Origin of the sequence: Pseudoclavibacter sp. JSM 162008 (genome assembly GCF_041366455.1) — a bacterium.
GTDB lineage: Bacteria > Actinomycetota > Actinomycetes > Actinomycetales > Microbacteriaceae > Pseudoclavibacter.
The window spans coordinates 88,277-113,235 of the sequence record NZ_JBEWYX010000005.1; the positions used below are offsets into that span (position 1 = coordinate 88,277).

Sequence of the window (24,959 nt, forward strand, 5' to 3'; positions counted from 1 at the left end):
CACACCAGCCCGAGCGCGCTTCCGTGACAGCTCGCGCCTGAACGCGCAGAGCAACACCGAGCGTTGCAGCTCGGAAAGCGAGACGGAGCAATGGTGCAAGACGACAAGATCCTGAAGATGTCGAACATCGTGAAGGAATTCAGCGGTGTGCGGGCCCTCTCGGGCGTCAACATCGAAGTCCAACGCGGCGAGGTGCACGGCATCTGCGGCGAGAACGGCGCTGGCAAGTCGACGCTCATGAAGGTCCTGAGCGGCGTCTACCCCCACGGCACCTTCGAGGGGACCATCGAGTTCGATGGCCGCGAGGTGCGGTACAAGAACATCAACGACAGCGAGCACGACGGCATCGTCATCATCCACCAGGAGCTCGCCCTCAGCCCCTACCTGTCGATCGCGGAGAACATCTTCCTCGGCAACGAGGTGCAGCGCTTCGGCATCATCGACTGGGACGAGACCAACCGCCGCGCGGCAGAGCTGCTGAAGCGGGTCGGCCTCAACGAGAACCCCGCCACCGTGATCCGCGAGATCGGCGTCGGCAAGCAGCAGCTCGTGGAGATCGCCAAGGCGCTCTCCAAGGACGTGAAGCTCCTCATCCTCGACGAGCCCACCGCCGCCCTCAACGACGAAGACTCCGCCCACCTGCTCGGCCTCATCGAGCAGCTGCGCGAGCAGGGCATCACCTCGATCATCATCTCCCACAAGCTCAAGGAGATCCGACGCATCGCAGACCGCGTCACGATCATCCGCGACGGAGCCACCATCGACTCCATCGACATGAGCGAAGAGGACGCGACCGAGGGGCGGATCATCCGCGCCATGGTCGGCCGAGAGCTCAGCTCCATGTTCCCGCCCCGCGACGCGGTCATCGGGGAGGAGAAGCTGCGCGTCGAGAACTGGACCGTGCACCACCCCGCCGACCCGAGCCGCAAGGTCGTCGACGACATCTCCTTCCACGTGCGCGCCGGCGAGATCATCGGCTTCGCGGGCCTCATGGGTGCGGGCCGCACGGAGCTCGCGATGAGCATCTTCGGCCGCAGCTACGGCACCAACATCTCCGGCGAGGTGTACAAGTCGGGCCAGCTGATCTCGACGAAGACGATCGACGAGTCCATCAAGAACGGCCTCGCCTACACCACGGAGGACCGCAAGCACCTCGGCCTCAACCTCATCGGCGACATCCAGGCGAACATCTCCGCCGCCGCCGCCAAGAAGGTCGCCCGCTGGGGCGTCGTCGACGGCATCAAAGAGAACGGCGTCGCCGAGGGCTACCGCAAGTCCATGAACATCAAGACGGCAAGCGTCGCGACGCTCACGGGCAAGCTCTCCGGAGGAAACCAGCAGAAGGTCGTGCTCAGCAAATGGCTGCAGACCGACCCGGACGTGCTGTTCCTCGACGAACCCACGCGCGGCATCGACGTCGGCGCCAAGTACGAGATCTACGGACTCATCAACAAGCTCGTCGAACAGGGCAGAGCCGTCGTCGTCATCTCCTCCGAGCTCCCCGAGCTGCTCGGTCTCGCCGACCGCATCTACACGATCTCCGAAGGCCGCCTCACCGGCGAAGTCACCAAGGAGAACGCAACCCAGGAACTCCTCATGCAGTACATGACCGCTGGAAAGGACGAGTCGTGACCACCACGAACACCGAGGCCGCGAGCGAAGCAGGCACCCGCAAAGTCAGGATGTCCGTCGACGTCCGCCAATACGGGATCCTCGGCGCACTCGCCGTCATCATCATCCTGTTCCAGATCCTCACCGGCGGAAAGCTGCTGCTCCCCGCCAACATCAACAACCTCATCCAGCAGAACGCGTACGTGCTGATCCTCGCGGTCGGCATGATCATCGTCATCATCGCCGGCCACATCGACCTGTCAGTGGGATCGGTCGTCGCCGTCGTCGGCGCCATCACGGCCATCGCCATCACCCAATGGGGCCTGCCGTGGTTCGCGGCCGTGCTCATCGGCCTCGCAGCCGGGGCGGTGATCGGCGTCTGGCAGGGATTCTGGATCGCCTACGTGGGCATACCCGCGTTCATCGTGACGCTCGCCGGCATGCTCCTCTTCCGAGGCCTCACGCTCGTGCTCCTCACCGGCGGCACCATCAACGCCCTCCCCGACGAGTTCGTCGCCATCGGCAAGGGCTCCCTGCCCCAGTCCATGGGCACCATGCTCGGCGGACACGACGTCGTCACCATGCTCATCGCGCTCGTCGTCGTCGCAGCCGTCATCGGAAGCCAGCTGCGCACCCGCGCCCGCCGCAAGAAGCTCGACCTCCCCGTCGAGCCGGGGGCCGCCCTCATCGCGAAGCTCGCGATCGTCGCGGTCGCCGTCCTCGCCTTCGCGTGGCTCCTCTCCGCGCACAAGGGCCTGCCGATCATCCTGATCATCCTGGCCGTGCTGATCATGCTCTACACGTTCATCCTCCAGCGCACCGTCTTCGGCCGGAACGTCTACGCCATGGGTGGCAACCTCTTCGCGGCCAAGATGAGCGGTGTGCGCACCGAGCGCGTAAACTTCCTCATCTTCGTCAACATGGGTGTGCTCGCCGCCCTCGCTGGCATCGTCACGACCGCCCGCGCAGGAGGCGCCGTCGCCTCCGCCGGAAACACGTACGAGCTCGACGCCATCGCCGCTGCCTTCATCGGCGGCGCGGCCGTGACCGGTGGAGTTGGTACGGTTATCGGCGCAGTCATCGGCGCGATGATCATGGGCGTCCTCAACATGGGACTTTCGATCCTCTCCGTCGACTCGGCGTGGCAGTCGGTCATCAAGGGCCTCGTGCTGCTGCTCGCAGTCGCCATCGACGTCCTCGGCAAGCGCCGGGGCGGACGCAGCTGATCAGTGCTCCGCCGCCCGCGCCCACCCGGCGCTGGCGGCGGAGCGGCTCGGCCGAGCGCCGACGTGCACGAACCAGGACAGCAGAAGACCAGCATCACCACGACGACGAGCGAGAGAAGAGGACGCGCATGCCCACCGATCGCGTCGCGTCGTCGAACCTCTCCCTCATCCTCGAGCGCCTCCACCGCGGCGGCCAGGCCTCCCGAGCCGAGCTGACCCGCGAGACAGGCCTCAACCGCTCCACCATCGCCGCGCTCGTCGCAGAGCTCGCGGATCGGCGCATCGTCGAGGAGCAGGAACCGGTCGCCACGAACCTCGTCGGACGGCCCAGCCCCGTCGTCAACCTGTGCGACAAGATCGTCGCCGTCGCCGTCGTCCCCGAAGTGGATGCGCTCAACGTCGGCGTCGTGAGCTTCCGCGGCGAGCTGCTGAAGCGCATCCGCTTCGAGACCGAGAAGCCGCCGACCGCCAAAGAGGCCGTCGCCATCGTCAAGGCGCTTGTCGAGGGCCTCAGCGAGAGCCTCGACACCCTCTACGAATGCGTCGGCATCGGCGTCGCCGTGCCCGGCCTCGTCCGCGCCTCCGACGGCTTCGTGCGCTGGGTGCCGCACTTCGAGTGGCGCGACGTGCCACTCGCCGAGCAGCTGCAGCAAGCCACGGGCCTCCCCGTCCTCGCCGCGAACGACGCCAACCTCGGCGCCGTCGCCGAGCACATCTTCGGCGCGGGCCGCGGCATCAGCAACATGCTCTACATGAACGGCGGCGCGAGCGGCATCGGCGGCGGCATCATCGCCGACGACCGACTCCTGCACGGTGTCGCCGGGTACGCGGGCGAGTTCGGCCACAACCTCGTCGCCACCCCCGCGGCGCTCGGCAACTCAGGCGATGACGAACTCGAACGCGTCGTCAGCAGGCGCCGACTCCTGGCCGCGCTCGGCACGAAGAGCGCGAGCGACGACGAGCTCGAGCGCATGCTCCAGCAGAGCATCGACCCCGCAGTGAAGCTCGAGACGCACCGCCAGCTCGGCGTGCTCAGCGTCGGCGTGCGCAACATGATCAACATCCTCAACCCCGAACGCGTCGTCCTCGGCGGGTTCCTCGGCGTGCTCCTCGACCTCGAACGCGACTACTTTCTCGAGATCCTCGCCGAGCACACCCTCGCCCCGAACTACGGCGAAGTCGAAGTGGTGCGCGCCGGACTCGGCAGCGACCTGCTCTTCATCGGCGCCGCGGAACTGCAGTTCCAGGCGCTCATCGAACGCGCCCACCTGCACCGCTGACGCGGCGCGGCTCTGCGCCGCGCGCTCGGCCACGGCGCCTCGCCCGCTTCTCGGGATGGGTTTCTCGCTCTATTGCGGGAAACTTCCCCCAACGAAGCGAGATTCCCATCCCGAGATTGCGTGATCCGGCTCCGAGGCGGATCCGTCATCGCGCCCTGCGACTCGGGATGGCATGCACGCATGCGGATGGCGTGCACGCCATCCGGAAGCGCGAAACCCATCCGCAGACGGCATTGGCGGCGTCCGCCCCGGTGCGGCCGCGCGCTTGGCCACGGCGCCTCGCCCGCTTCTCAGGATGGGTTTCTCGCTTTATTGCGGGAAACTTCCCCCAACGAAGTGAGGTTCCCATCCCGAGGGCGGCGGACCGTCGGGACTGGAGGCCGAAAACCCGGCCGACACTCCCGACTAGGCGGGGTTGCGGACCTCGGGGAACGCGATGACCTGGCCGGAGTAGCAGAAGCCGCCGCCGAATCCGAGGAGCAGGGCCGGCCCACCTGGCTCGGCGACGCCCGCTTCGACCTGCTTGGCGAGGGCGATGGGGATGGATGCGGCTGAGGTGTTGCCCGAGTAGACGACGTCGCGCGCGACGACCTCGTCGGCCAGGCCGAGCTGCTTGCCGAGCGCGTCGATGATGCGCAGGTTGGCCTGGTGCGGGACGAACGCGACGAGCTCGTCCGCTCGCACGCCGCCCTTCGCGAGGGCGTCGATCGCGACGTGCTGCGCCTGGGTGATGGCCCAGCGGAAGACGCTGCGCCCTTCCTGCTCGAAGCGGCCGGAGGGCTGCTGGATGCGCACCAGGTTGCCCAGCTCGGGCTGCGAACCCCAGGCGACGGGTGCGATGCCGGGCGTCTCGCTGCGCTCGAGGACGACGGCGCCTGCGCCGTCGGCCATGAGGATGGCGGTGGTGCGGTCGGTCCAGTCCATGAAGTCGCTCATGCGCTCTGCACCGATGATGAGGGCACGGCTCGCGGAGCCCGCTTGGATCGCCTGGTCGGCGACGGCGAGGGCCTGCGAGAAGCCGGCGCACGCGGCGTTGAGGTCGAACGCGACTGGGTGCGTGGCGCCGATGCGCGTCGCCACCTGGGCGGCCGTCGACGGCGAGCGGTCCATGGCCGTCATCGTGGCGACGATGACCATGTCGATGTCGGTGCCATGCACGTCCGCCGAGAGCAGCGCCTTGACGCCGGCGGCTGCCGCGAGGTCGGTGACGCTCTGCCCCTCTGCGGCCAGGCGTCGCTCGCGGATGCCGACACGCGAGGTGATCCACTCGTCGCTGGTGTCGAGAGTCAGCGACAGCTCGTCGTTGGTGACGACGCGCTCTGGCGACTCGTAGCCGACTCCGACGATGCGCGAGTGCACTGGCTGAGGCTGGGAGAAGGAAAGCATGATCAACGCAGAATCCTACCCTCCGGTCAGTGATCGTCTCTGTGGGTGGTGTTCGGAGCGTGGGGGCTCACCGGATTGCGCGCCGGAGCGGCAGGCGGCGGGCCAGAACGCGGCAGCTTGGCAGCCCGGTAGCGCGTCCGCGCGTCAACCGCGGGGCAGTGTCCCGATCTGGTCACCGGCCTCGTTGAAGACCACGAGCGAGTCGCCGTCGACCTCGGCGGTGCTCGCACCGAGCAGCCAGGTGTCGACGCCCTCGCAGAACATCATCGTCGAGGCGAGCGCCCCGAACTCGACCGTGCCGTCGGTCTCCGTCCACTCGCCCATGAGTCGGTTGCAGCCGTCGTTGCCCGTGACCTTGCCGTCGTCGGCGAGGTTGAGGCCCGGCTCGCCCTGGCCGCTCGAGTTCGGGGTGCCCCAGGTGCCGGCTGCGGATGCGGCGGGAGCCGCACATCCGGTGAGGAGCAGGAGAGCCGCTGCCGCGACTGCGATGCTGACGCCGATGGTCTTCACGAGGACTCCGATGCTCAAGGGGGATGGCCACATCGTAGCGATTAGGCGCGGACGATCGGAGGGCCCCTCGCGGGCATCGTGTGACGGAGCGGACGCACTCCTCGGGCGCGCAGGCCGTGCGGTTCACCGCGGAGGAACCGCCCTCCCAGGGGCACACGAGCGAGCGGATACCCTGTCGGCATGCCCGAACTGACCCCAGAACAAGTGGTGGCCCTCAAGGAGCTCGCGATGGGGTGTGCTCGCCGCGGGGACAGCCAGACGCTGCTGGAGCTCATCGACCAGGGCATGCCCATCGATCTGCAGGATGCGGCCGGCAACACCGCGCTGATGCTCGCCGCGTACAGCGGTCACGCGGGCACGGTCGAGGCGCTCATCGGTCGCGGGGCCGACGTCGACCTGCGCAATGCGCGTGACCAGTCGCCGATCGCTGGTGCTCTCTTCAAGGGCGAGGATGAGATCGTGCGGCTGCTTCGGGATGCGGGTGCCGACCTCGACGCGGGGACGCCGTCCGCGCGCGCGACCGCGGACATGTTCGGACAGGCGCACCTGCTGGCCTGATCACCCCAGGGCGGTGGGCGAAACCTGACCGGCCGGACTGTGTCGTCGCGTTCGGTGAGCCCGGAACAAGCGCTTGCCCCCGGGCGTTCGAATGAACGTGACCACTCTGACGCCGCACGCACCCCCGAGCGATGCCCTCGATCGGGCCCTCGCGTCGCTCGAATGGACGCTCGTCGCCTCGTACCGGCACCAGCTCACGTCCGGCGAGCCGTTCGCGCGACGCCACGATGGGCCGGGATTCGTCTACGTCTTCGACGGTGTCGCGCGTCTCACGGTGCAGGGCGCGCCGAGCGAGGATCTCGCGGCGGGGGAGCTCGTGTTCTTCCCGCGCGCGCACTCGACGTCGGTGCTGGCGACGGGTGACGTCGAGTTCATCGACGTGGGTTTCGAGGCGGCCCCGCTCGCGCACGCTGCGGCCGAGACGCTGCCCGCCGCGTTGGTCGTGCGCGACTTCGCGCGGCAGGAGCCGTCGATGGTGGCCCTCATCGATGGCATGGCGTGCGCCTGGGGCCGTGACAGCGAGTCCGCTCGGCGAGGGGGCGCGACCGGGCACCCTCGCGCGGGCGACGCCGTCATCTGCAGCCGCATCGCGACGACCATCGTGTCGACGGCCCTTCGGGCCTGGAACGAGGCGGGATGCGCGCCGGCGGGCTGGCTGCGTGACGTCACCGAGCCGCGCATCGCGGCCGCGCTCGAGGCACTCCACCAGGAGCCGGGCCGCCCGTGGACGCTCGACGATCTCGCGAGGGTCGCGAGGATGTCGCGTTCGGCGTTCGCCCTTCGCTTCCAGGAGGCGGTCGGGGAGACACCCATCGGGTACCTCACGCGTGTGCGCATGGAGACGGCGAAGGGGCTGCTGCGGAGCGAGCTGACGATCGGCGCGGTCGCGAGCGGGCTGGGCTATGAGTCGCAGGCTGGCTTCAGCCGCGCGTTCCAGCGCCACACCGGGTCGACTCCGGGTCGCTGGCGGGTCGAGGCGCGGTCGGGGGCAGTCCAGCGGGGGCGCGCGAGCGCGTAGCGGGCATCCGCTCCAAGGCGTGGCCTGGACGCCGCGCGAGTGGATGCTGGCGCCCGCGGCACCCTCGCGCAGCCGACGCCAGCATCCGGAGCGACCTCAGTCGGCGCGGCCCGGGAACCGCGCGCTGCCGAAGATCAGGCCGCCGACGACCGCGGACGCCGAGGCGACGACGAGCGCGGGCGTGACGCCGATCAGGTCGATGAGGAGCCCACCGACTCCGGCGCCCAGGGTGATGGCGAGCTGGAACCCTGCGACGGAGAGCCCACCGCCCGACTCCATGCGGTCGGGCACGAGCCGGCCCATCCAGGTGCCGAGCGTCGTCAGCCAGCCGCCGAACCCGATGCCCCACGTGGTGACGGCCACCGCCACGAGCCACACTTCGCCGGGCGCGAGCGCGACGACGCCGATGGAGACGCCGATGAGCAGCGGCACGGCGAAGCGGAGCACCGCGAGGTGCCGGTCGACGAGGAGGCCGACGAGGAAGTTGCCTGCGACGCCTCCGACCCCGAACGCGACGAGCAGCGCGGCCACGCCGACGCTGTCGAGACCTGGGACGCGGTCGATGGCGAGGCGGATGTACGTGAACGCGACGAAGTGCCCGAGGACGGTGAGGATGTGCCCCGTCAGGCCGACGCGGATGCCCGGGACGCGCAGGGTGTCGACCAGCGAGCGCAGGCCGCCGCTCGACGCGGTCGGCGGCACGTGGGGCAGCGCGACGCGCAGGGCGATGGCGACCGCCACGGTCACGATGGCGACGCTCGCGAAGATGAGGCGCCAGTCCATGATCGTCCCGAGGTAGCTGCCGAGCGGCACGCCGGCGACGGTCGCGACCGTCGTCCCCGTGTTGACGAGCATGATGGCGCGCCCCAGGTGCCTGGGCTGCGAGAGGCTCGCGGCGATCGCGATCGACATGGCCCAGAAGGCGCCGAGCGCGGCGCCGAGCAGGAGGCGCGCGACGAGCAGCAGCACGAAGCCGGGCGCGACGGCCACGATCGCGCTCGAGAGCGCCGCGGCCCCGGCGAGGATCACGAGGAGGGTGCGGCGGTCGAGGCGGGGGACGAGGATGCCGATGGTCGGGGCGGTGAGGAACCCGACGAACGCGGTCACCGTGACGGTCTGACCCGCCTGCCCCTCGGTGATGCCGAGCGACGCGGCCATCGAGGGCAGCAGGCTCGGTGGCAGGAACTCGGCGAGGACGAGCACGAAGCTCGTCGCCATCATGGCCGCGATGGCGGCCCACGCCGTCTTCGCGGGAATCTGCGTCCGTGGCGCCTGCGTCGCGGGGACGATGGGGATGGTTCCGGTGGTCATGCCCTCACCCTCGCCGAAGACGGCGTCTCGTGGTTGATCGTGCGTCCGCGGGAGGTAACCGAACGTCCCGCATCCCGAGTGGCGCAGGAACTGGAAAGCGCCCGCAGGTCAGTTGCGTGCCTTGCGGGGGATGACGACCTCGCGGATGAGCAGGATGATGCCTGCGGAGATCGGGATGGCGACGAGCGCGCCGAGCAGGCCGAGCAGCGTGCCGCCCGCGAGGGCCGCGATGAGCACCACGGAGCCGGGGATCTGCACGGCCTTCGACATGACGCGCGGCGTGAGGATGTACGCCTCGACCTGCATGTAGACGAGCATCGAGATGAGCACGATCAGCGCCGAGATCGGCGACGCGAAGAGCGCGATGATCGTCATGACGACGGTCGTGATGATCGTTCCGATGAGCGGGATGAGCGTGATGAAGAACACGACGACGGCGACGATGAAGGGGTACGGGGCGCCGACCGCCCACAGCAGCAGGCCGCTGAAGACGGAGTTGATGAACGCGAGCACGACCATGCCGCTCAGGTAGGAGCCGACGGACGCCATGATGCGCTCGGCGTAGTCCTCGAAGCGCGGTCGCACCGACGCGTCGATGAGCGAGTAGCCGGCCTGCTTCATCTTCCCGAGCGTCGCGACGAAGTTGATGACGAGGATGAAGATGAAGATGCCGCTCGAGACCCCGTTGACGATGGTCGTTCCGACTTGCAGCGCGCCGCCGCCGACGGTGGCCCAGGTATTGGGGTCGACGAGCGTGTCCTGAGCCCAGTCGAGGGCGTTCTGGGCGGCGCCGTTGGTCGCCTTGTTGACGTCGTCGAACCAGCCCTCCGCGATGAGGCGGTCGATCTCCTGCGGCACGGTCGTCGCGAGCTGCGTGATCTGCGAGACGAGGATGGGGACGACGACCCAGACGAGGCCGACGACGATCGCGGTGAAGGCCAGGATGACGACGACGATCGCCATCCCGCGCTTCAGTCCCTTTCGCTGCAGCCAGCGCACCAGCGGGTCGAGGCCGAGCGTGATGAAGAACGCCACGAAGATCGACACGAGCACGGAGGACAGCTGCATGACGGTGGTCGCGAGCAGCGCCGCGAGCAGCAGTCCGATGGCGACCCAGAAGCCCCACATGACGGGGTTCCTGCGGAACAGGTCGGCGGACGTCTTGGACAGTGCCGGTCGGGTTGGGTCGGACATCGGTGCCTCCTCGGCAACAAGGGGATGCGCTCACCAGGGAGGGCGTCTGCTCGCCAAGGCTAGGGCACGTTCGGGGCGCACGGTTATGTATGCACAAGCTGGCAATGCCTGGGAGGTGCTTGCCCGGAAGCCACCTAATGCATACATTGAGGGGTGTTCGACCGAGGAGGTTCCATGCGCGCCAGTGATCGGGTCTACGCGGTGCTCCGCGAGGAGATCCTCGCGGGCGCGCTCCCACCCGGCACCGTCCTGACCGAGGTGGAGCAGGGACGTCGCCTCGATGTCTCCCGCACACCGGTCCGCGGCGCCTTCACTCGGCTTCTCGCCGACGGCTTGGTCCGCAGTCAGTCGCCCAGGGTCCTCGTCGTCTCCGAGATCAGCACCGAGCGGGTCGTGCAGCTCTACGAGCTCCGAGAGGCGCTCGAGACGCAGGCCGCGGCGCTCGCGGCCATGCGCCGTGAAGCAACGCAGTTCGAGGCCATCCGCACCCGGCTGCTCGGGGCGCCGCAGCTGCTCGAGCTCGGTGACGCAGGTGTCATCGAGTACTTCGAGTTGGTGGATGCCCTCGACCGCGCCATCGACGAGGCCGCCGCCAGCGAGTACCTGAGCGTGGCGCTCGAGTCGTGCCGCCTCCACTCATCACGAGTACGCAGGCTCTCAAGCCATAATCCGGAACGACTCCGGGAAGCGGCGAGCGAGCATCTCGGCGTCGTCGACGCGATCCTCGCGAGAGATCCGCGCCTCGCGTCGCACGCGACCCACTTCCACCTGCATCGCAGCCTCACGACCGCCCTCGCCTCACTGCAGGCGCATGAGCCGCCGCCGACCGCGCCGCACCCGACCCTGTCTCAGCCATCTCCTTCCGAAGGGATCCTCTCCACGTGAACCTCCACGACGTCCGAGTCCACCGCAGCGACGAGAACCTCGAGCGCCACGACCAGCTGGCGTGGAAGATCGCCGAAGTCGCGGCCGACCCCGTCACCGTCCAGGCAGACGTGACCGACATGGTCATCAACCGGGTCATCGACAACGCCGCCGTCGCAGCAGCCTCCCTCACGCGCGCCCCGATCGTCGCGGCCCGTGACCAGGCGCTCGCGCACGGCGTCTCCCGGCACGGCGCCGGTTCGACGCTCTTCGGGCTCGAGGATGCGCAGCGCACGTCCCCGGAGTGGGCGGCCTGGGCGAACGGCGTCGCCGTGCGCGAGCTCGACTACCACGACACGTTCCTCGCCGCCGAGTACTCGCATCCGGGTGACAACATCCCGCCGATCCTCGCCGTCGCCCAGCACCTCGCCGGCCAGCGGGCGATCTCCGGCGAGCAGCTCGTGCGCGGCATCGCGACGGGCTACGAGATCCAGATCGACCTCGCCAAGGGCATCTGCCTCCACGAGCACAAGATCGACCACGTCGCTCACCTCGGCCCGTCGGCCGCGGCCGGCATCGGCACGCTCCTCGGCCTCGACACGGAGACGATCTTCCAGGCCGTCGGGCAGGCGCTCCACACGACCACGGCGACGAGGCAGTCGCGCAAGGGTGAGATCTCGACGTGGAAGGCGCACGCGCCGGCCTTCGCCGGGAAGATGGCCGTCGAGGCCGTCGACCGCGCGATGCGCGGACAGACCAGTCCGACCCCTATCTACGAGGGCGAAGACGGGGTCATCGCCTGGCTCCTCGGCGGCGTGGATGCGCGCTACCAGGTGCCGCTCCCCGCCGCGGGGGAGTCGAAGACCGCGATCCTCGACAGCTACACGAAGGAACACTCGGCCGAGTACCAGGCGCAGGCCTGGATCGACCTCGCCCGTAAGCTCCACAACGAGCACCCGCAGCTCGCGACGGCTCCCGACCGGATCGAGCGCATCCTCATCCGCTCCTCCCACCACACGCACTTCGTGATCGGCTCCGGCGCGAACGACCCGCAGAAGTACGACCCGACGGCCAGCCGGGAGACGCTCGACCACTCCATCCCGTACATCTTCACCGTCGCGCTGCAGGACGGCGCCTGGCACCACGTCGGCTCCTACGCGCCCGAGCGCGCGGGGAGGCCGGACACGGTCGAGCTGTGGAAGCGCGTCGTGACCGAGGAGGACCCGGAGTGGACCCGCCGCTACCACTCGCTCGACATCGCCGAGAAGGCGTTCGGCGGCAGCGTCGAGATCACGCTCACCGACGGCACCGTCATCCGCGACGAGATCGCGGTCGCCGACGCGCACCCGCTCGGCGCGAGGCCGTTCGCGCGGGCCGAGTACGTCGACAAGTTCCGCACCCTCGCGACCGGAGTCGTCGACGAGGGCGAGATCGAGCGGTTCCTCGACACCGCGCAGCGCCTCCCGGAGCTGGCACCCGGGGAGCTCGGCCAGCTCGGCTTCGTCGCCCTGCCCGGCACGATCGAGTACACCGAGGGTGGGGGGATCTTCTGATGCTGTACGCCAAGACCAGCCCCGCCGACAAGCGTGCCGCGTTCCGCGCGAGCCTCGCGAGCGGCGATCTGCTTCGCTTCCCCGGCGCCTTCAACCCGCTCTCGGCCCGCCTCATCGAGCAGAAGGGCTTCGAGGGCGTCTACATCTCGGGCGCCGTGCTCTCCGCCGACCTCGGGCTGCCCGACATCGGCCTCACGACGCTCACCGAGGTGGCCGGTCGCGGCAAGCAGATCGCCCGCATGACGGAGCTGCCCGCCATCATCGATGCCGACACGGGCTTCGGCGAGCCCATGAACGTCGCGCGCACCGTGCAGGAGCTCGAGGATGCGGGGCTCGCCGGCATGCACATCGAAGACCAGGTCAACCCGAAGAGATGCGGACACCTCGACGGCAAGCAGGTGGTCGACGAGGAGACCGCGCTCAAGCGCATCAGAGCGGCGGTGGATGCGCGGCGCGACGACAACTTCCTCGTCATGGCACGCACCGACATCCGGGCCGTCGAGGGGCTCGACGCCTCCATCGACCGAGCCAAGAAGCTCGTCGATGCGGGCGCCGACGCCATCTTCCCCGAGGCCATGGCCTCGCTCGAGGAGTTCGAAGCCATGCGCGCCGCGGTGGACGTGCCGCTGCTCGCCAACATGACCGAGTTCGGCAAGAGCGAGCTCTTCACGGTGCAGCAGCTCGCCGACGTCGGCATGAACCTCGTCATCTGGCCCGTCTCGACCCTGCGCATCTCCATGGGCGCGACGGCGGGCGCGCTCGACGAGCTCATCAGCAACGGGACCCTCACCGGCAAGCTCGACGAGATGCAGCACCGCTCGGAGCTGTATGACCTTGTCGACTACGAGGGGTATAACCACTTCGACAGCGGAGTATTCAATTTCAGCGTTCAGGAAAGGCCAGGTCAACGATGACTGAGCAGGAGATCTACAAGGGCCTCGCAGGGGTGCCCGTCGACTACAGCGCCATCTCGAAGGTCAATCCGGAGACGAACTCCCTGCTCTACCGCGGCTACCCGGTGCAGGAGCTCGCGGCGCAGAAGAGCTTCGAGGAGGTCGCCCTGCTGCTGTGGGGCGGTGAGCTGCCGAGCGAGGCCGAGCTTGCCGAGTTCGTGGCGCAGGAGCGGGCGGGTCGTGCGCTCGCGGACAATGTGCGTGCCGTGATCGACGCGCTGCCGACGTCGGCGCATCCCATGGACGTGGTGCGAACGGCCGTCAGCATCATCGGCGCCAACGACCCGGATGCGGAGGACCCGTCGGCGGATGCGGAGCTCGCGAAGGCGAAGGCGCTGTTCGCCGCGCTGCCCGCGATCGTCGCGTATGACCAGCGGCGCAGGCACGGGCTGGAGCTCGTCGAACCGCGCGATGATCTCGACTACTCGCAGAACTTCCTCTGGATGACGTTCGGTGAGGAGGCCGCCCCCGAGGTCGTCGACGCCTTCCGCGTCTCGATGGTGCTGTACGCCGAGCACTCGTTCAACGCCTCCACCTTCACCGCCCGAGTGATCACCTCCACGACGGCCGACCTCTACTCGGCGGTCGTCGGCGCCGTGGGCGCGCTCAAGGGTGCGCTGCATGGCGGCGCGAACGAGGCCGTCATGCACACGTTCGACGAGATCGGCGAGGCCGCCAACGTCGAGGCGTGGCTCGACGACGCGCTCGCGAGCAAGAAGAAGATCATGGGCTTCGGGCACCGCGTCTACAAGAACGGCGACTCACGCGTGCCCACCATGCACGCGGCGCTCGAGCGGCTGGTCGAGCACTACGACCGCCGCGACCTGCTCGAGTTGGCCGAGGCCCTCGAGAAGAGCTTCGGCGAGCGGAAGGGCATCAAGCCCAACCTCGACTACCCGGCTGGCCCCGTCTACCACCTCATGGGGTTCGACACCCAGACCTTCACGCCGCTCTTCGCGGCGGCGCGCATCACCGGATGGACGGCTCACATCATGGAGCAGGCGGCGGCCAACTCGCTCATCCGCCCACTCGCGGTCTACAACGGCGTCGATGAGCGCCACCTCGACGGCTGACCCGCGGCGCTCGCTCAGCGCGGACGGATGCTGGCCGACGTCTCGAGGAGCCTCGGCGCGTCGAGACGGTACAGCCCCCACGTGCCGCTGCGCTCATAGCTGAGGTATCCGCCGTCGACGAGGATCCGCAGGTGGTGCGAGGCGGTCGACTGCGCGCATCCGAGGGCGGCGACCAGCTCGGTCACCGTCGTCGGCCGGTCGGGGTTCGCCGCGACGAGCGAGAGGATGCGCAGCCTCGTCGGGTCGGCGAGCACCTGGAGTCCGTGAGCCAGCGCGTTGGCGCCCGCAGCGTCGAGCGGAGCCGCGGATGCGGCACCGGGCCACGCGAAGTCAGGAGTCGGAGTCACGACCGCGCCCGCCTGCCTGCCCGAGGCGCAGCTTGGTGCACAGGTACTGAAGCGTGCGCAGCTCGTCGGGATCGAGCGCGCTCGTCATCCGGTCCTGGATGTTGCGCATGTGGGTGCGCGCCGCGCGTGTGAACTCGGCGCGGCCATCCGGGGTGATCTCGATGAGCGTGGAGCGCAGGTCGAGGCGGTCGTCGATCTTGACGAGGAGGCCGCGCTGCACGAGCCGGTCGACGAGCCTCGAAACGGACGACTGTGTGATGAGCACGTTGCGGTTCAGGTCTCGCAGGCGGATGCGTCCCTGCGGTTCGCGGACGACGTTGAAGAGCACGTCGTACTCGTTCATCGACATTGAATTGCTCGCGAACTCGCCACGCAGCTCACGCATGATGGAGACCTGCGCACGAAACAGCGATTCCCAAGCCTCTACCGGGTTGCTTGTCGTCGGCATCGGGCCTCCTGCTTCTTCGTCTCGGCAGCTTCCGTCGAGTGTACTGGCCAGTACATTGCTCGGCTGAATCCGGCGCGACGATGGGGCAGGACTGCCCGTATCCGGGTGCTCCGATGCGGAGTAGCGACCGGTTCGGCGTGCGCTCAGAGGCGGTCGGGTGACTGCGCGTTCGGGTACAGGACATCGACGTCGGCGTGGCGGTCGAAGCGGTACCCGGTTCCGCGCACCGTGCGCACGATGTCGCCATACGCGCCGAGCTTCGAGCGGAGGCGTCGGACGTGCACGTCGATGGTGCGCTCGTTCGGTCGTTCCTCGTCGCTGTCGCGCCAGAGGATGTCGATGATCTCCGTGCGGTCGACGGTCCGGCCCTCGCGAAGCACCAGCGCCTGGAGGAGCTCGAATTCCTTGTAGGTGAGGCCGGCGTTCTCGCCGGAGACGCTCACGCGCTTGCGGGTCGTGTCGATCGTGACACCCTCGGCCGGGTCCGGCTGGTGGTCCTCCTCGACACCGCGCGCGGCGAGCGCCTGCGGGTCCTGGAGCGCGAGGCGGACGACTTCGACGTCGCGACCGCCCGCGCCCTTTGGGGCGAGCGCCACGGCTGCGTGCGTCTCAGCGTGCGGCGCGACCTCGGCCGTGACGCGCTTGAGCGCTTCGACGAGCTCGGTGAGCGTCGTTCCGTCGAGGGTGGCCTTGGCCTCGTCGAGGCCGACGTAGAGAACGAAACCGCGCGCTTCAGGCGCGGCGGGGACCGCCTGGACGTAGGCGGGGCGGGGGGTTTCTGGGATCTGGGTCACGGCATTCAGGGTGCGGGGGCGGCGGAAGTCGGTTGCGAGAGACATTGGATGGAGTCCTTGGAGGTGATGATGCTCGAAGCGCCCGCGTGTCGGCGGGGCTGGTTCGCGACGGTTCGCGAACGATGCCGAGGGGCTGGAGCCTCGGCGGGATGCGACCGGGTGCAGAGAGCAGGGCGGTCACGCTGGCACAAGGGGCGCAGTGTTCCTTCTTCGAGAGCGAGCTTCACGGAGAAGGGGGCGAAGAATGCGGCGACTCGACGAGCAGAATTCGGAGTCAGCGACACATTCGACAGGACATCGCGGTGCTGGGCATCATCATGCCAGCGGTTCCCGTCGCCGAGAAGGCGGTCAGGGTGCGCGATGGGTTCGTCATGCGGCCAGTATGTTTCTTCGTGACCGCGCATGTCAACAGGTGACGTGAAGTTTATTCCGCGACACCGTAGAGGCGGTCGCCAGCGTCGCCGAGGCCTGGGACGATGAAGCCGTCCTCGTTCAGTCCCTCGTCGAGCGCTCCGACCACGACGGTGACGTTCCGGCCGTCGAACGCCTCGCGCATCCGCTCGATGCCCTCCGGCGACGCGACGATGCAGATCGCCGTCACGTCGACCGCGCCTGCGTCGAACAGGAAGTCGATCGCGGCGACAAGTGAACCGCCGGTCGCGAGCATCGGATCGAGTGCGAAGCACTGGCGGTTCGCGAGATTCTCGGGAAGTCGCTTCGCGTAGGTCTCCGGCTGCAGCGTCTCCTCGTTGCGACGCATCCCGAGGAAGCCGACCTCGACGTTCGGGACGAGCTTGAGGAAGCCGTCGAGCATGCCGAGGCCAGCGCGGATGATCGGCACGACCAGCGGGACGGGATCGGTCATGCGGAGCCCCGTGGTCTTCGCGACGGGCGTCTGCAGTTCGTAGGACTCCGTGCGCACGTCACGGGTCGCCTCGTAGCTGAGCAGCGTCACCAACTCCTCGACGAGCGAGCGGAACTGCTGCGACGAGGTCTTCTGGTCCCGCAGCACCGAGAGCTTGTGGGTGATGAGCGGGTGGTCGGCTACGTGCAGGCGCATGAAATACAGAGTAACGAAGCCGGAGGCATTCCGGTGACATCCGCGCAGGCCGGCGGCCCCCGGCGGTGGGAGGATGGGCGGCGTGTCACTTCACGTCGACGAGCGCCTGCACGAGCTCATGGGAATCGCCCTTGGCGAGGCCGAACTGGCGCTCGCGAGCGAGGACGTGCCCATCGGGGCCGTCGTCACCGACGCATCCGGCGCCGTCATCGCGACGGCCCACAACGAGCGCGAGCTGACCGGCGACCCGACGGGTCACGCCGAGGTGCTCGCCCTGCGCCGCGCAGCTGAACGGCTCGGCACGTGGCGGCTCGACGGATGCACGCTCGTCGTCACGCTCGAGCCGTGCGCCATGTGCGCGGGCGCGATCCTCTCCGCCCGTATCGGCACCCTCGTCTACGGTGCCTGGGACGACAAGGCGGGTGCCGTGGGGTCGCGCTATGACCTCGTGCGCGATCGACGGCTCCCAGAACGCGCCGTCGTCATCGCGGGAGTGCGCGAGGTGGAATGCGCGGCCCTCGTGCGGGGATTCTTCCGTGACTGACTCCCCGAGTGCTGTCGGCTAGTCGACGGAGCGGATGACGATCGACTCGGTGCTGACGTGCACGTTGTGGCGTTCCGTCACGTCCGGCTCCACGAAGATCGCCTCCGCGTGAGGCGCCGCCTCACGGACGAGGGCGCGCAGCTGGGCGAGGACGGGGGGAAGGTCGAGCACCTGGGGGAGGTTCAGCACGGAGACGCGCACGCCGACGAGCGTGACTCGGTCATCGACTTCCACGCTGCGCACCTGGAGCACTTCACCCACGTGCGGGTTTTCGAGCAGCAGTTCGCGGATGTGTGCGGCGAGTTCCGGATTCGGCACGAGTTCCCCTTCGACGGTGACGAGTAACGGCCAGCATACCGAGACCACCCTGACGGCTGTCAGAGCAGGTGCTGCATTCGAGCGTTGTCGGTGGTGCATCCGTACAATCCGGGTATGACGGCACTGACATACGCGTTCCTCGGCGGCGGCAACATGAACGGCGCGATCCTGCGCGGGCTGCTGGATGCGCCCCTCGGCGAGGGCGCGCGCGTCCACGTCACGACGAGGTCGGCGGCTTCGGCCGCCGCCGCTGAGCGCGACGATCGGGTCTCGACGACCGCGCTCGAGAACGACCCGCGGGCGAACCTGGCCGCAGTCGAGCGCGCGGACGTCGTCGTCCTGGGCGTCAAGCCTTACCTCATCGGGGAGCTCCTCGACGAGATCGCGTCCTCGCTCAAGCCGGATGCCGTGGTCATCTCCGTGGCGGCCGGCGTGCGCCTCGAGAGCCTGGCCGCCCGGTTGCCGGAGGGTGCCCAGATCGTCCGATCGATGCCGAACACGCCCGCGAGCATCGGACTCGGCGTGACGGGTCTCGCCGCCAACGCGTCGACCAGCGAGGAGTCGCTCGCCGTCGCGGTCGCGCTCTTCGAGAGCGTGGGACGCGTCGCCACCGTCGGCGAAGACCGCATCGACGCGCTCGCGGCTGTCTCGGGCTCTGGGCCCGCGCACGTCTTCCTGCTGATCGAGCAGTACCTCGAAGCGACGAAGCGCCTGGGCTTCGATGAAGACCTCGCCAAGGAGCTGGTGGTCGGAACGTTCGAGGGGGCCGTCGGCATGGTCGTCCGCGACCCGGACACCGAACCGGCCGAGCTGCGCCGGCGCGTGACCAGCCCCAACGGCACCACCGAGCGCTCCGTCGCCGAGCTGCAGGACGGCGACCTCGCGGGCCTCTTCGAGCGGGCGTTCGCCGCCAACCAGCGACGCTCGGCCGAGCTCGCCGCGGAGAACTCCTGAGCGTCCCCACGCTTCTCCCGCACGGCGGCGGGCCGTGGGGCCAGGGATGCGTAGGCTTGATGACTTGAACGAACAGCGGGAGGGGCGGCCATGAGCGGTCGGAAGCATGTCTTCACGGAAGACCTGTACCTCGTGCTCGGCGTCTCCCGCAGCGCGTCATTGGAGGAGATCCGACGAGTCGGGCGCGCGAGGCAGCGGGAATCGCATCCCGACCTCGGTGGAAGCTCCGACGACTTCGTGCGGGTCCGCCTCGCGGTCGAGGTGCTCACCGAGGAGAGCACTCGCCGAGAGCATGACGCCTGGCTCTCCGGCGGGGGCTCGCGCCGCGTCCGCTCACAGCAGCGAGCTCAATGGGCTCCGACGAGCAGACGCTCGGCGGGCGGCGGCGGCCGATTCCGCACGCCGCCTCGCTCCGGAGCGACGAAGGAATCCGCCACCTCAGCCCCGCGCCGCAGCGCGCACGCGGAACCCGCGACCCGCGACGCCCCGCCCCCTGCCCGCATCCCAGCCCAGAACTTCGACGTCCGACGCATGGCCTGGTTCCGCACGCGCTGGCCGGAGCACCCCGTGTACTGGCCGCCGGCGGCGGCCGCTCCGCGTCCGTTCACGCGGCGCGAGCTGACGGCAGTCTCGGTGCACGCGGCCATCGTCGTCATCGGCGCCCTCCTCCTCGTGCTCGACGTGTCGTTCGCCCGGCTCACCGTTCCGACGTTCGGGCCTGGCGCGGAGCCGACGATGTGGCCCGCCGTCCTCCTCTACGTGGGGTTGAGCGCGGCCTGGCTCGTCCTGCGGCTCAGGGTCCGCGCGAATCGCTGGGCACTGACCATGTGGCTCGCGACCCTCGTCATCGCCATCGCGGCGGGCGTGCTGTCGGCGACCCTCGGCGTCATGTCCCTGTTCGCCACGACGGCAGGCATGCAGAACCCGGCCTTCGCGAGCCTGCTCGTGCAGGCCGCCATCTACCTCGCCGCCGCCGTGTCCGGCTACTTCGCGTGGTCGAGTCTCGCGCAGCGGCGCATCGCCGTCACCAGGGAACGGCTGCTGGTGCAGCTCGCGAACGAGTCAGCCCCGCCTGCCGCTGGTGGCAGGCGGGTCTGGGGTGAACCAGGCCAGACGGCCATGGATGCGGGCGGCACCGCCGGCGGAACGAACCCCATGCGCGCCTTCCTCGCCCAGCGCTCCGTCGGCGAGCCGCTCGCTCAGCTTCTCCGCATCCCGGGCGTTCGCGTCGTGCACGGGCTGCGCGTCCCCGGCCAGAATGCCGGTTCGATCGCGCACGCCATCGTCAGCGGACGCAGGGTCGCGCTCGTCAACGACGAGCTGTGGGCGCCCGGCACGTACGGCATCTCGCGTGACGGTGAGCTCACGCACAACGGCGTCGCCTTCTCCTCACCCGCGGCCGAGTTCCCGCACGCCGTCGAGCGCTTCCACGAGCTGTTCGGGGAGATGTCCGAGGTTCGCGGCTGGATGACGGTCGTCGCGGAACGCGAGGGGCCCCTCGAGGTCGACAACGCGCTCACCTGGCAGCGAGTTCGCCTCGCCACGACGGAGTCGCTGCTGCGCGAAGTCGGCGACTGGCTCGCCGGCGACGGCAACCGGGTCGACCGGCTGCTGCTGCGTGACCTGATCGCGCACAAGCGCTGACCCGGCCTCCGTCGCGCAGCCGACAGACAGCGCCACGGAATCATTCGTGCGACCGATCCCACGGCATCCACCGCTGAGTAGCGTCGAAGCATGAGCAACCACAGCATGACTCCGACCCCGACCGGCAGTGCTCCGCTCACCGAGCAGTCCGCCTCCGGCAGCAGCAGACTCACGTACGACCACGCGTTGAGCCCGATCGGCCGCGGGAAGGGGTGGTGGAGGGGCGTCCTCTTCATCGCGTTCCTCATCGTCGGCTTCTTCGTGACGTCCATGACGATCGGCGCCGTGGGCATCCTCATCTCCACCCTCACCGGTGAACTCAGCCCGGAGGCGCTCGGAGACGCGGTTGAGAGTGGCGTCATCCCCATGACGCCCGCGATCTTCGTCACCAACAACCTCGCGCTCGCGGCGCTCCTCCCGCTGGCCTACCTCGGCCAGCGGATGCTGTTCGGCGTCCGGCCTGGCACCATCTCGTCGGTCACCGGCCGCTTCCGCTGGGCCTGGTTCCGCAGGCTCGCCCTGGTGATCGTTCCGGTCTTCGCCGTCTACTCGGCCGCGCTGTTCCTGCTCGAGCCCGCCGAGCTCAACATCGATGGCACGGCGATGCTCATGCTCGTCTTCGTGCTGCTCACGACGCCCTTCCAGGCCGCCTCCGAGGAGTACGTGGCCCGCGGCGGCTTCCAGCGCGCGGCCGGCTCGTGGTTCGCTGGCCCGCAGCTTTCCTTCATCGTCGGAACCGCCGTCTCTGCGACACTCTTCTGCCTCGCGCACGGCGCGGGTGACTGGTGGCTCATCGGGTACTACTTCTTCTTCGGCGTGATCATGTCGGTCACCGTCAAGTACACGGGCGGGCTCGAGAGCGCCGTGCTCATCCACTCCGCGAACAACGTCATGCTGTTCATCCCGGCCGTGCTGACCGGCCAGCTCAGCGAGGGCATCGACCGCTCCGCGGGTGCGGGTGGACCGATCATGCTCCTCCCGGCCGCGTTCCTGGCCATCGTCGCCGCCTTTGTGATCTGGCGTGCGAAGAAGGACGGCATCGAGACCACGACGGCCCCGCTCGTCACCGCGAAGCAGCGTCGCGAGGCCGAGGCTCGGGCCGCCTACGAACTGCACGCTCAGCAGCAGGCGCAACTCGCACAGCAGGCCGCGCAGCAGCCGATGCAGACCTACGGCGACGCGCCGAATCAGGCCTACGGTCAGGCTGCGAGCCAGCAGCCCGGCCAGGTGCCGAACCAGCACTACGGCCAGGCCCCGAACCAGGGTCAGCCGCAGCCGGGTTCGACGACGCCGGCTGGCACGAACCAGCGTCCCGAGTAGCGCCGGTCGCCCGGCCGAACCCCCGGTACGACGAAGCCCCTCGAGATGGAACCAACGTCCGTCGCGAGGGGCTTCTCCACGTCAGCGGGCGTCGAACGCGTGCTTCGCCTCGGCCGCTAGGCTCGGTTCGCGGAACACGGCGAGGGCGGTCGCCGCGAGCATCCGAGCCCCGTCAGCGATGGTCGCCGAGGCGTTCGGACCATCCGCGGCCTCGGCGAACTCCCTCGTGTGGGTGACCCCGCCAGGGATGAGCTGGATCATCGGGTGAATCGACGGGACGACGTGGCTGACGTTGCCCATGTCGGTGGACCCGGTGATGGGCTCCTCCGTGACCGGCCGCCCGATCCGCTCGTAGGCCGAGTGGGCGAGATCCGCGAGCACCGGGTTCGAGATGAGCGAGTAGTAGGCGGGGGTGTTCTCCTCGATCAGCACCGAGGATCCCGTCGCGAGCGCGGCACCTTCGAAGCAGGCACGCACCCTGGGCACGATGTTCTCCAGCAGATGGTCCCGCTCGTTGGCGCGCACGAAGATGCGAAGCGACGCACGCTCGGGGATGATGTTGGGCGCCTGCCCACCGTCGGTGACGATGGCGTGCACGCGGGCATCGTCGGTCAGCTGCTGCCGCAGCAGGCCGATCGCCGTCAGCGACAGCGTGGAGGCGTCGAGCGCGTTGATGCCCAGCTCCGGGCTCGCGGCGGCGTGGCTGGCGCGCCCCGTGAACGTGACGTCGAGCGCCACCCGGGACAGCGTCGAGCCGCCGACGGTGTTCGTCGCCGCCGGATGCACCATGATCGCGAGGTCGATGCCGTCCAGCACCCCTCCCTCGATCATCGGGACCTTGCCAGCGGCCCCCTCTTCGCCTGGGCTGCCGATCACGACCAGGTGCGCAGGGGTCCCGGGGGTGGCCGTGAGCGCGTCCTTCAGCAGGATCCCCGCGCCGAGCCCGCTGGCCGCGATGATGTTGTGTCCGCAGGCGTGGCCGATGCCCTCGAGGGCGTCGTACTCGCAGAACACGGCGATCGTGGGGGTCTCGTCGCCCGCATCCGGGGTCGACCAGCGGCCGACGAATGCCGTGTCGAGGCCAGCGAACCCGCGTTCGACCGCGAACCCGGCCGACTCGAGCTCGGACGTGAGCCGCGCCGCGGCGTGCACCTCGGTGAAGCGGATCTCCGGGTTGGCGTGCAGGTCGGCGGCGACGTCGACGAGCAGGGGCAGTCGGGCCGGCAGGTGTGCGCCGAGCTCGTCGACGATGGCGGGCACGTGGTCGGTGCGGATGTTCATATTCGGTGTTCCTCCACTTGGTTCGGGGTCGGAGTCGGGTCGACGGGCGCGCAGATCAGCCGCCCATCATGAGGGAATGGCCGGGGCCGACGGGCAGCTCGAAGAGGCCCCACACGAGCAGCTGCAGCAGCCAGACGCCCCAGATCGCGATCGTGAACGGCATGACCAGGCTGAACAGGGTGCCGAGGCCGCCCTTCGGCGCCCACTTCTGCATGAGGCCGAGGACGACCGGGAGCAGCGGGTTCATCGGCACGAGCGGGTTCGAAGCCGAGTCGGTGATACGGAACGCCGCCTGCACGTAGGCGGGGTCGACGCCGTTGAGCATGAACATGGGCACGAAGATCGGCGCGAGCAGGGTCCACAGTGCGGAACCGCTCGTGAGCAGCAGCGCGGGGACGAACACGAAGACGCTGAAGATCATGAGGCCGCCGATGCCGCCGAGGCCTGTCGCCTCCAGCGCGTCCGCCCCGCCGGTGGCGAGGAGCAGGCCGATCTGCGACCACGAGAACCAGGCGATGGCCTGGGCCGCCGTGAAGATGACGACGATGAACGGCACGAGCTCCTTCACCGCATCCGTCATCATGCTGGGGATCTGCGCCCAGCTCGTGAGGGTTCCTGCGATGACGCCGTACGTGATGCCGCCGATGAGGAACATGAAGAGGATGAAGATGAGGATGCTCGACATGAATGGCGAGCGCAGGATGGCGCCGCCCTCGCCCTGCAGGGCTGAACCCGGCAGCAGGAGGAGGACCACGAGGACAGCCAGGTAGGCGACGATCGCGACCGCCGCGATGAGGAGCGCGCGACGTTCCGTGCTGGTGACCGGCTTCGTGGTGGAGTCCGGAGTGAGCGAGCCCGGGAGGAGCTTCGTCTCCGGGGGCACGTACGTGCCGAGCTTCGGTTCGAGGAACCGCTGGCAGACGAACGTGATCGTGATGGACAGGATCACGGTCGACGACGCGAAGAAGTAGTAGTTCGCGAGCACCGACACCTCGGCGCCCGGGTCGACGATCTGGGCGGCGCTCGTCGTGATGCCCGACATGAGCACGTCGGTGCCAGCGGGGACGACGTTCGCGCTGAAGCCGGCGATGACGGCGGCGTACGCGGTGATGAACCCGGCGAGCGGGTGCCGACCCGCGGCGAGGAAGGCCGCGGCTGCGAGCGGGGGCAGGATGATGACGGCCGTGTCCGACGCCAGGTTGCCCATGAGGCTCACGAAGACGACCACGTACGTCACGGCCCACTTCGGCGCGGAGAGCACCGTGGCGCGCATGAACGTGCTCAGCAGGCCCGTGCGCTCCGCGACGCCGATGCCGAGCATGACCGTGATGATGAGGCCGAACGGCGGGAAGGTGATGAAGTTCTCGATCGCCGTCGAGACCGCGTACACGAGGCCCTCCGCCGAGAGGATGCTGCGGATGGGGATGACCTCGCCCGTCGCCGGGTCGATGGTGCTCGCCCCCAGTCCTGCCGCGATGGCCGACGCGATGGCGACGAGGCCGGCGAGGATGAGGAAGAGGAAGAACGGATGGGGGAGTCGGTTGCCGATGCGCTCAACGCCGCGCAGCATCCTTCCGCTGAGCCCTGGCGCCTCCGCGAGCGTCAGCTCCGTGGTGTCAGTCCGAGTCATGTGCACTCCGATGTTCGAGGGGACTTCGCTGTCCTGAGTGTTCTGATTCTGCTTTACGGCTTTGTTACGGTGGTCGCATCGG

24 protein-coding genes are annotated in these 24,959 nt (G+C 69.0%); 13 read left to right on the forward strand and 11 right to left on the reverse strand.

Annotated elements, in window-relative coordinates; translation table 11 throughout:
• The first annotated feature begins 90 nt into the window (after positions 1-90).
• The 3 genes from mmsA (at position 91) to ABVF28_RS05795 (ending at position 4,117) form a co-directional block, all read left to right on the forward strand.
• Positions 91-1,632: a multiple monosaccharide ABC transporter ATP-binding protein gene (gene mmsA, locus ABVF28_RS05785; RefSeq protein ID WP_104310851.1), complete on the forward strand. Its 1,542-nt coding sequence runs from the start codon at positions 91-93 to the stop codon at positions 1,630-1,632.
• A 50-nt stretch (positions 1,633-1,682) separates the two neighbouring features.
• Positions 1,683-2,837 (forward strand): multiple monosaccharide ABC transporter permease, encoded by a 1,155-nt coding sequence (gene mmsB / locus ABVF28_RS05790; RefSeq protein ID WP_104310968.1) that lies wholly within the window; start codon positions 1,683-1,685, stop codon positions 2,835-2,837.
• Between the two features lie 128 nt (positions 2,838-2,965).
• Positions 2,966-4,117 carry an ROK family protein gene (locus ABVF28_RS05795; protein ID WP_179555439.1) on the forward strand — a complete coding sequence of 384 codons (1,152 nt, stop codon included), beginning with the start codon at positions 2,966-2,968 and terminating at the stop codon, positions 4,115-4,117.
• A gap of 405 nt (positions 4,118-4,522) precedes the next feature.
• Here ABVF28_RS05795 and ABVF28_RS05800 read toward each other — a convergent pair whose 3' ends face one another.
• Positions 4,523-5,503: a beta-ketoacyl-ACP synthase III gene (locus tag ABVF28_RS05800; RefSeq protein WP_104310969.1), complete on the reverse strand. Its 981-nt coding sequence runs from the start codon at positions 5,501-5,503 to the stop codon at positions 4,523-4,525.
• Between the two features lie 144 nt (positions 5,504-5,647).
• On the reverse strand, positions 5,648-6,031 hold the full coding sequence (locus ABVF28_RS05805; protein ID WP_371029788.1) for an META domain-containing protein: 384 nt from the start codon (positions 6,029-6,031) through the stop codon (positions 5,648-5,650).
• 162 nt (positions 6,032-6,193) lie between these two features.
• Between ABVF28_RS05805 and ABVF28_RS05810 the strand changes: the two genes are divergently transcribed.
• Both ABVF28_RS05810 and ABVF28_RS05815 read left to right on the forward strand, forming a co-directional pair.
• Positions 6,194-6,571: an ankyrin repeat domain-containing protein gene (locus ABVF28_RS05810; RefSeq protein WP_371029789.1), complete on the forward strand. Its 378-nt coding sequence runs from the start codon at positions 6,194-6,196 to the stop codon at positions 6,569-6,571.
• Between the two features lie 91 nt (positions 6,572-6,662).
• The gene (locus tag ABVF28_RS05815) at positions 6,663-7,589 is read left to right on the forward strand and encodes a helix-turn-helix domain-containing protein (RefSeq protein ID WP_371029790.1); all 927 of its coding nucleotides are present in this window, start codon (positions 6,663-6,665) and stop codon (positions 7,587-7,589) included.
• Positions 7,590-7,685: 96 nt separating this feature from the next.
• On the opposite strand, the gene ABVF28_RS05820 is transcribed toward ABVF28_RS05815, so the two are convergent.
• Together ABVF28_RS05820 and ABVF28_RS05825 are read right to left on the reverse strand one after the other, a co-directional pair.
• On the reverse strand, positions 7,686-8,900 hold the full coding sequence (locus ABVF28_RS05820; RefSeq protein WP_371029791.1) for an MFS transporter: 1,215 nt from the start codon (positions 8,898-8,900) through the stop codon (positions 7,686-7,688).
• Positions 8,901-9,008: 108 nt separating this feature from the next.
• Entirely contained in the window at positions 9,009-10,094 is a 1,086-nt protein-coding gene (locus tag ABVF28_RS05825; protein WP_104310856.1) for an AI-2E family transporter, read from the reverse strand.
• 174 nt (positions 10,095-10,268) lie between these two features.
• Here ABVF28_RS05825 and ABVF28_RS05830 point away from each other — a divergent pair, with 174 nt between their 5' ends.
• Genes ABVF28_RS05830 through ABVF28_RS05845 form a run of 4 tightly spaced genes read left to right on the forward strand, consistent with a single transcriptional unit; the run spans position 10,269 to position 14,537 of the window.
• Entirely contained in the window at positions 10,269-10,979 is a 711-nt protein-coding gene (locus tag ABVF28_RS05830; protein ID WP_371029792.1) for a GntR family transcriptional regulator, read from the forward strand.
• Positions 10,976-12,511: an MmgE/PrpD family protein gene (locus ABVF28_RS05835; RefSeq protein ID WP_371029793.1), complete on the forward strand. Its 1,536-nt coding sequence runs from the start codon at positions 10,976-10,978 to the stop codon at positions 12,509-12,511. Before ABVF28_RS05830 ends, ABVF28_RS05835 begins: the two co-directional genes overlap by 4 nt.
• Positions 12,511-13,425 carry a methylisocitrate lyase gene (prpB, locus tag ABVF28_RS05840; protein ID WP_371029794.1) on the forward strand — a complete coding sequence of 305 codons (915 nt, stop codon included), beginning with the start codon at positions 12,511-12,513 and terminating at the stop codon, positions 13,423-13,425. Before ABVF28_RS05835 ends, prpB begins: the two co-directional genes overlap by 1 nt.
• The gene (locus ABVF28_RS05845; protein WP_104310860.1) at positions 13,422-14,537 is read left to right on the forward strand and encodes a bifunctional 2-methylcitrate synthase/citrate synthase; all 1,116 of its coding nucleotides are present in this window, start codon (positions 13,422-13,424) and stop codon (positions 14,535-14,537) included. The genes prpB and ABVF28_RS05845 overlap by 4 nt, the downstream gene beginning before the upstream one ends.
• 14 nt (positions 14,538-14,551) lie before the next feature.
• Here the strand turns inward: ABVF28_RS05845 and ABVF28_RS05850 are convergent, their stop codons facing one another.
• From ABVF28_RS05850 to upp, 4 genes are all read right to left on the reverse strand, one after another.
• Entirely contained in the window at positions 14,552-14,884 is a 333-nt protein-coding gene (locus ABVF28_RS05850; RefSeq protein ID WP_371029795.1) for an ArsR/SmtB family transcription factor, read from the reverse strand.
• Positions 14,868-15,332, reverse strand: a complete 465-nt coding sequence (locus tag ABVF28_RS05855) for a MarR family winged helix-turn-helix transcriptional regulator (protein WP_179555429.1) — start codon at positions 15,330-15,332, stop codon at positions 14,868-14,870. Before ABVF28_RS05855 ends, ABVF28_RS05850 begins: the two co-directional genes overlap by 17 nt.
• A 143-nt stretch (positions 15,333-15,475) precedes the next feature.
• Positions 15,476-16,171 carry a winged helix-turn-helix domain-containing protein gene (locus ABVF28_RS05860; RefSeq protein ID WP_104310863.1) on the reverse strand — a complete coding sequence of 232 codons (696 nt, stop codon included), beginning with the start codon at positions 16,169-16,171 and terminating at the stop codon, positions 15,476-15,478.
• A gap of 379 nt (positions 16,172-16,550) precedes the next feature.
• On the reverse strand, positions 16,551-17,186 hold the full coding sequence (upp, locus tag ABVF28_RS05865; RefSeq protein ID WP_371029796.1) for a uracil phosphoribosyltransferase: 636 nt from the start codon (positions 17,184-17,186) through the stop codon (positions 16,551-16,553).
• Between the two features lie 73 nt (positions 17,187-17,259).
• On the opposite strand from upp, the gene ABVF28_RS05870 reads away from it, so the two are divergent.
• A complete protein-coding gene (locus ABVF28_RS05870) occupies positions 17,260-17,730 on the forward strand; it encodes a nucleoside deaminase (protein WP_371029797.1) in 471 nt (156 codons plus the stop codon).
• Positions 17,731-17,748: 18 nt separating this feature from the next.
• On the opposite strand, the gene ABVF28_RS05875 is transcribed toward ABVF28_RS05870, so the two are convergent.
• Positions 17,749-18,048, reverse strand: coding sequence for a hypothetical protein (locus ABVF28_RS05875; RefSeq protein ID WP_146079215.1), 300 nt, complete (start codon positions 18,046-18,048; stop codon positions 17,749-17,751).
• Positions 18,049-18,162: 114 nt separating this feature from the next.
• Between ABVF28_RS05875 and proC the strand changes: the two genes are divergently transcribed.
• From proC to ABVF28_RS05890, 3 genes are all read left to right on the forward strand, one after another.
• On the forward strand, positions 18,163-19,002 hold the full coding sequence (gene proC, locus ABVF28_RS05880; protein ID WP_179555427.1) for a pyrroline-5-carboxylate reductase: 840 nt from the start codon (positions 18,163-18,165) through the stop codon (positions 19,000-19,002).
• Positions 19,003-19,092: 90 nt separating this feature from the next.
• The gene (locus ABVF28_RS05885; RefSeq protein WP_371029798.1) at positions 19,093-20,646 is read left to right on the forward strand and encodes a DnaJ domain-containing protein; all 1,554 of its coding nucleotides are present in this window, start codon (positions 19,093-19,095) and stop codon (positions 20,644-20,646) included.
• 90 nt (positions 20,647-20,736) lie between these two features.
• The gene (locus tag ABVF28_RS05890; RefSeq protein WP_371029799.1) at positions 20,737-21,966 is read left to right on the forward strand and encodes a lysostaphin resistance A-like protein; all 1,230 of its coding nucleotides are present in this window, start codon (positions 20,737-20,739) and stop codon (positions 21,964-21,966) included.
• Positions 21,967-22,047: 81 nt separating this feature from the next.
• On the opposite strand, the gene ABVF28_RS05895 is transcribed toward ABVF28_RS05890, so the two are convergent.
• Complete coding sequence (locus ABVF28_RS05895) at positions 22,048-23,247, reverse strand: M20 family metallopeptidase (protein WP_371029800.1); 1,200 nt, start codon at positions 23,245-23,247, stop codon at positions 22,048-22,050.
• A gap of 55 nt (positions 23,248-23,302) precedes the next feature.
• Entirely contained in the window at positions 23,303-24,877 is a 1,575-nt protein-coding gene (locus ABVF28_RS05900; protein WP_371029801.1) for an AbgT family transporter, read from the reverse strand.
• Positions 24,878-24,959: the final 82 nt, after the last annotated feature.

Bases quoted from the DNA above. Each gene is read 5' to 3' on its own strand.
- mmsA (WP_104310851.1), top strand. From the start codon at position 91: ATGGTGCAAGACGACAAGATCCTGAAGATGTCGAACATCGTGAAGGAA.
- mmsB (WP_104310968.1), top strand. From the start codon at position 1,683: ATGTCCGTCGACGTCCGCCAATACGGGATCCTCGGCGCACTCGCCGTC.
- ABVF28_RS05795 (WP_179555439.1), top strand. From the start codon at position 2,966: ATGCCCACCGATCGCGTCGCGTCGTCGAACCTCTCCCTCATCCTCGAG.
- ABVF28_RS05800 (WP_104310969.1), bottom strand. From the start codon at position 5,503: ATGCTTTCCTTCTCCCAGCCTCAGCCAGTGCACTCGCGCATCGTCGGA.
- ABVF28_RS05810 (WP_371029789.1), top strand. From the start codon at position 6,194: ATGCCCGAACTGACCCCAGAACAAGTGGTGGCCCTCAAGGAGCTCGCG.
- ABVF28_RS05815 (WP_371029790.1), top strand. From the start codon at position 6,663: ATGAACGTGACCACTCTGACGCCGCACGCACCCCCGAGCGATGCCCTC.
- ABVF28_RS05820 (WP_371029791.1), bottom strand. From the start codon at position 8,900: ATGACCACCGGAACCATCCCCATCGTCCCCGCGACGCAGGCGCCACGG.
- ABVF28_RS05825 (WP_104310856.1), bottom strand. From the start codon at position 10,094: ATGTCCGACCCAACCCGACCGGCACTGTCCAAGACGTCCGCCGACCTG.
- ABVF28_RS05830 (WP_371029792.1), top strand. From the start codon at position 10,269: ATGCGCGCCAGTGATCGGGTCTACGCGGTGCTCCGCGAGGAGATCCTC.
- prpB (WP_371029794.1), top strand. From the start codon at position 12,511: ATGCTGTACGCCAAGACCAGCCCCGCCGACAAGCGTGCCGCGTTCCGC.
- ABVF28_RS05845 (WP_104310860.1), top strand. From the start codon at position 13,422: ATGACTGAGCAGGAGATCTACAAGGGCCTCGCAGGGGTGCCCGTCGAC.
- ABVF28_RS05855 (WP_179555429.1), bottom strand. From the start codon at position 15,332: ATGCCGACGACAAGCAACCCGGTAGAGGCTTGGGAATCGCTGTTTCGT.
- ABVF28_RS05860 (WP_104310863.1), bottom strand. From the start codon at position 16,171: ATGTCTCTCGCAACCGACTTCCGCCGCCCCCGCACCCTGAATGCCGTG.
- upp (WP_371029796.1), bottom strand. From the start codon at position 17,186: ATGCGCCTGCACGTAGCCGACCACCCGCTCATCACCCACAAGCTCTCG.
- ABVF28_RS05870 (WP_371029797.1), top strand. From the start codon at position 17,260: ATGGGCGGCGTGTCACTTCACGTCGACGAGCGCCTGCACGAGCTCATG.
- proC (WP_179555427.1), top strand. From the start codon at position 18,163: ATGACGGCACTGACATACGCGTTCCTCGGCGGCGGCAACATGAACGGC.
- ABVF28_RS05885 (WP_371029798.1), top strand. From the start codon at position 19,093: ATGAGCGGTCGGAAGCATGTCTTCACGGAAGACCTGTACCTCGTGCTC.
- ABVF28_RS05890 (WP_371029799.1), top strand. From the start codon at position 20,737: ATGAGCAACCACAGCATGACTCCGACCCCGACCGGCAGTGCTCCGCTC.
- ABVF28_RS05895 (WP_371029800.1), bottom strand. From the start codon at position 23,247: ATGAACATCCGCACCGACCACGTGCCCGCCATCGTCGACGAGCTCGGC.
- ABVF28_RS05900 (WP_371029801.1), bottom strand. From the start codon at position 24,877: ATGACTCGGACTGACACCACGGAGCTGACGCTCGCGGAGGCGCCAGGG.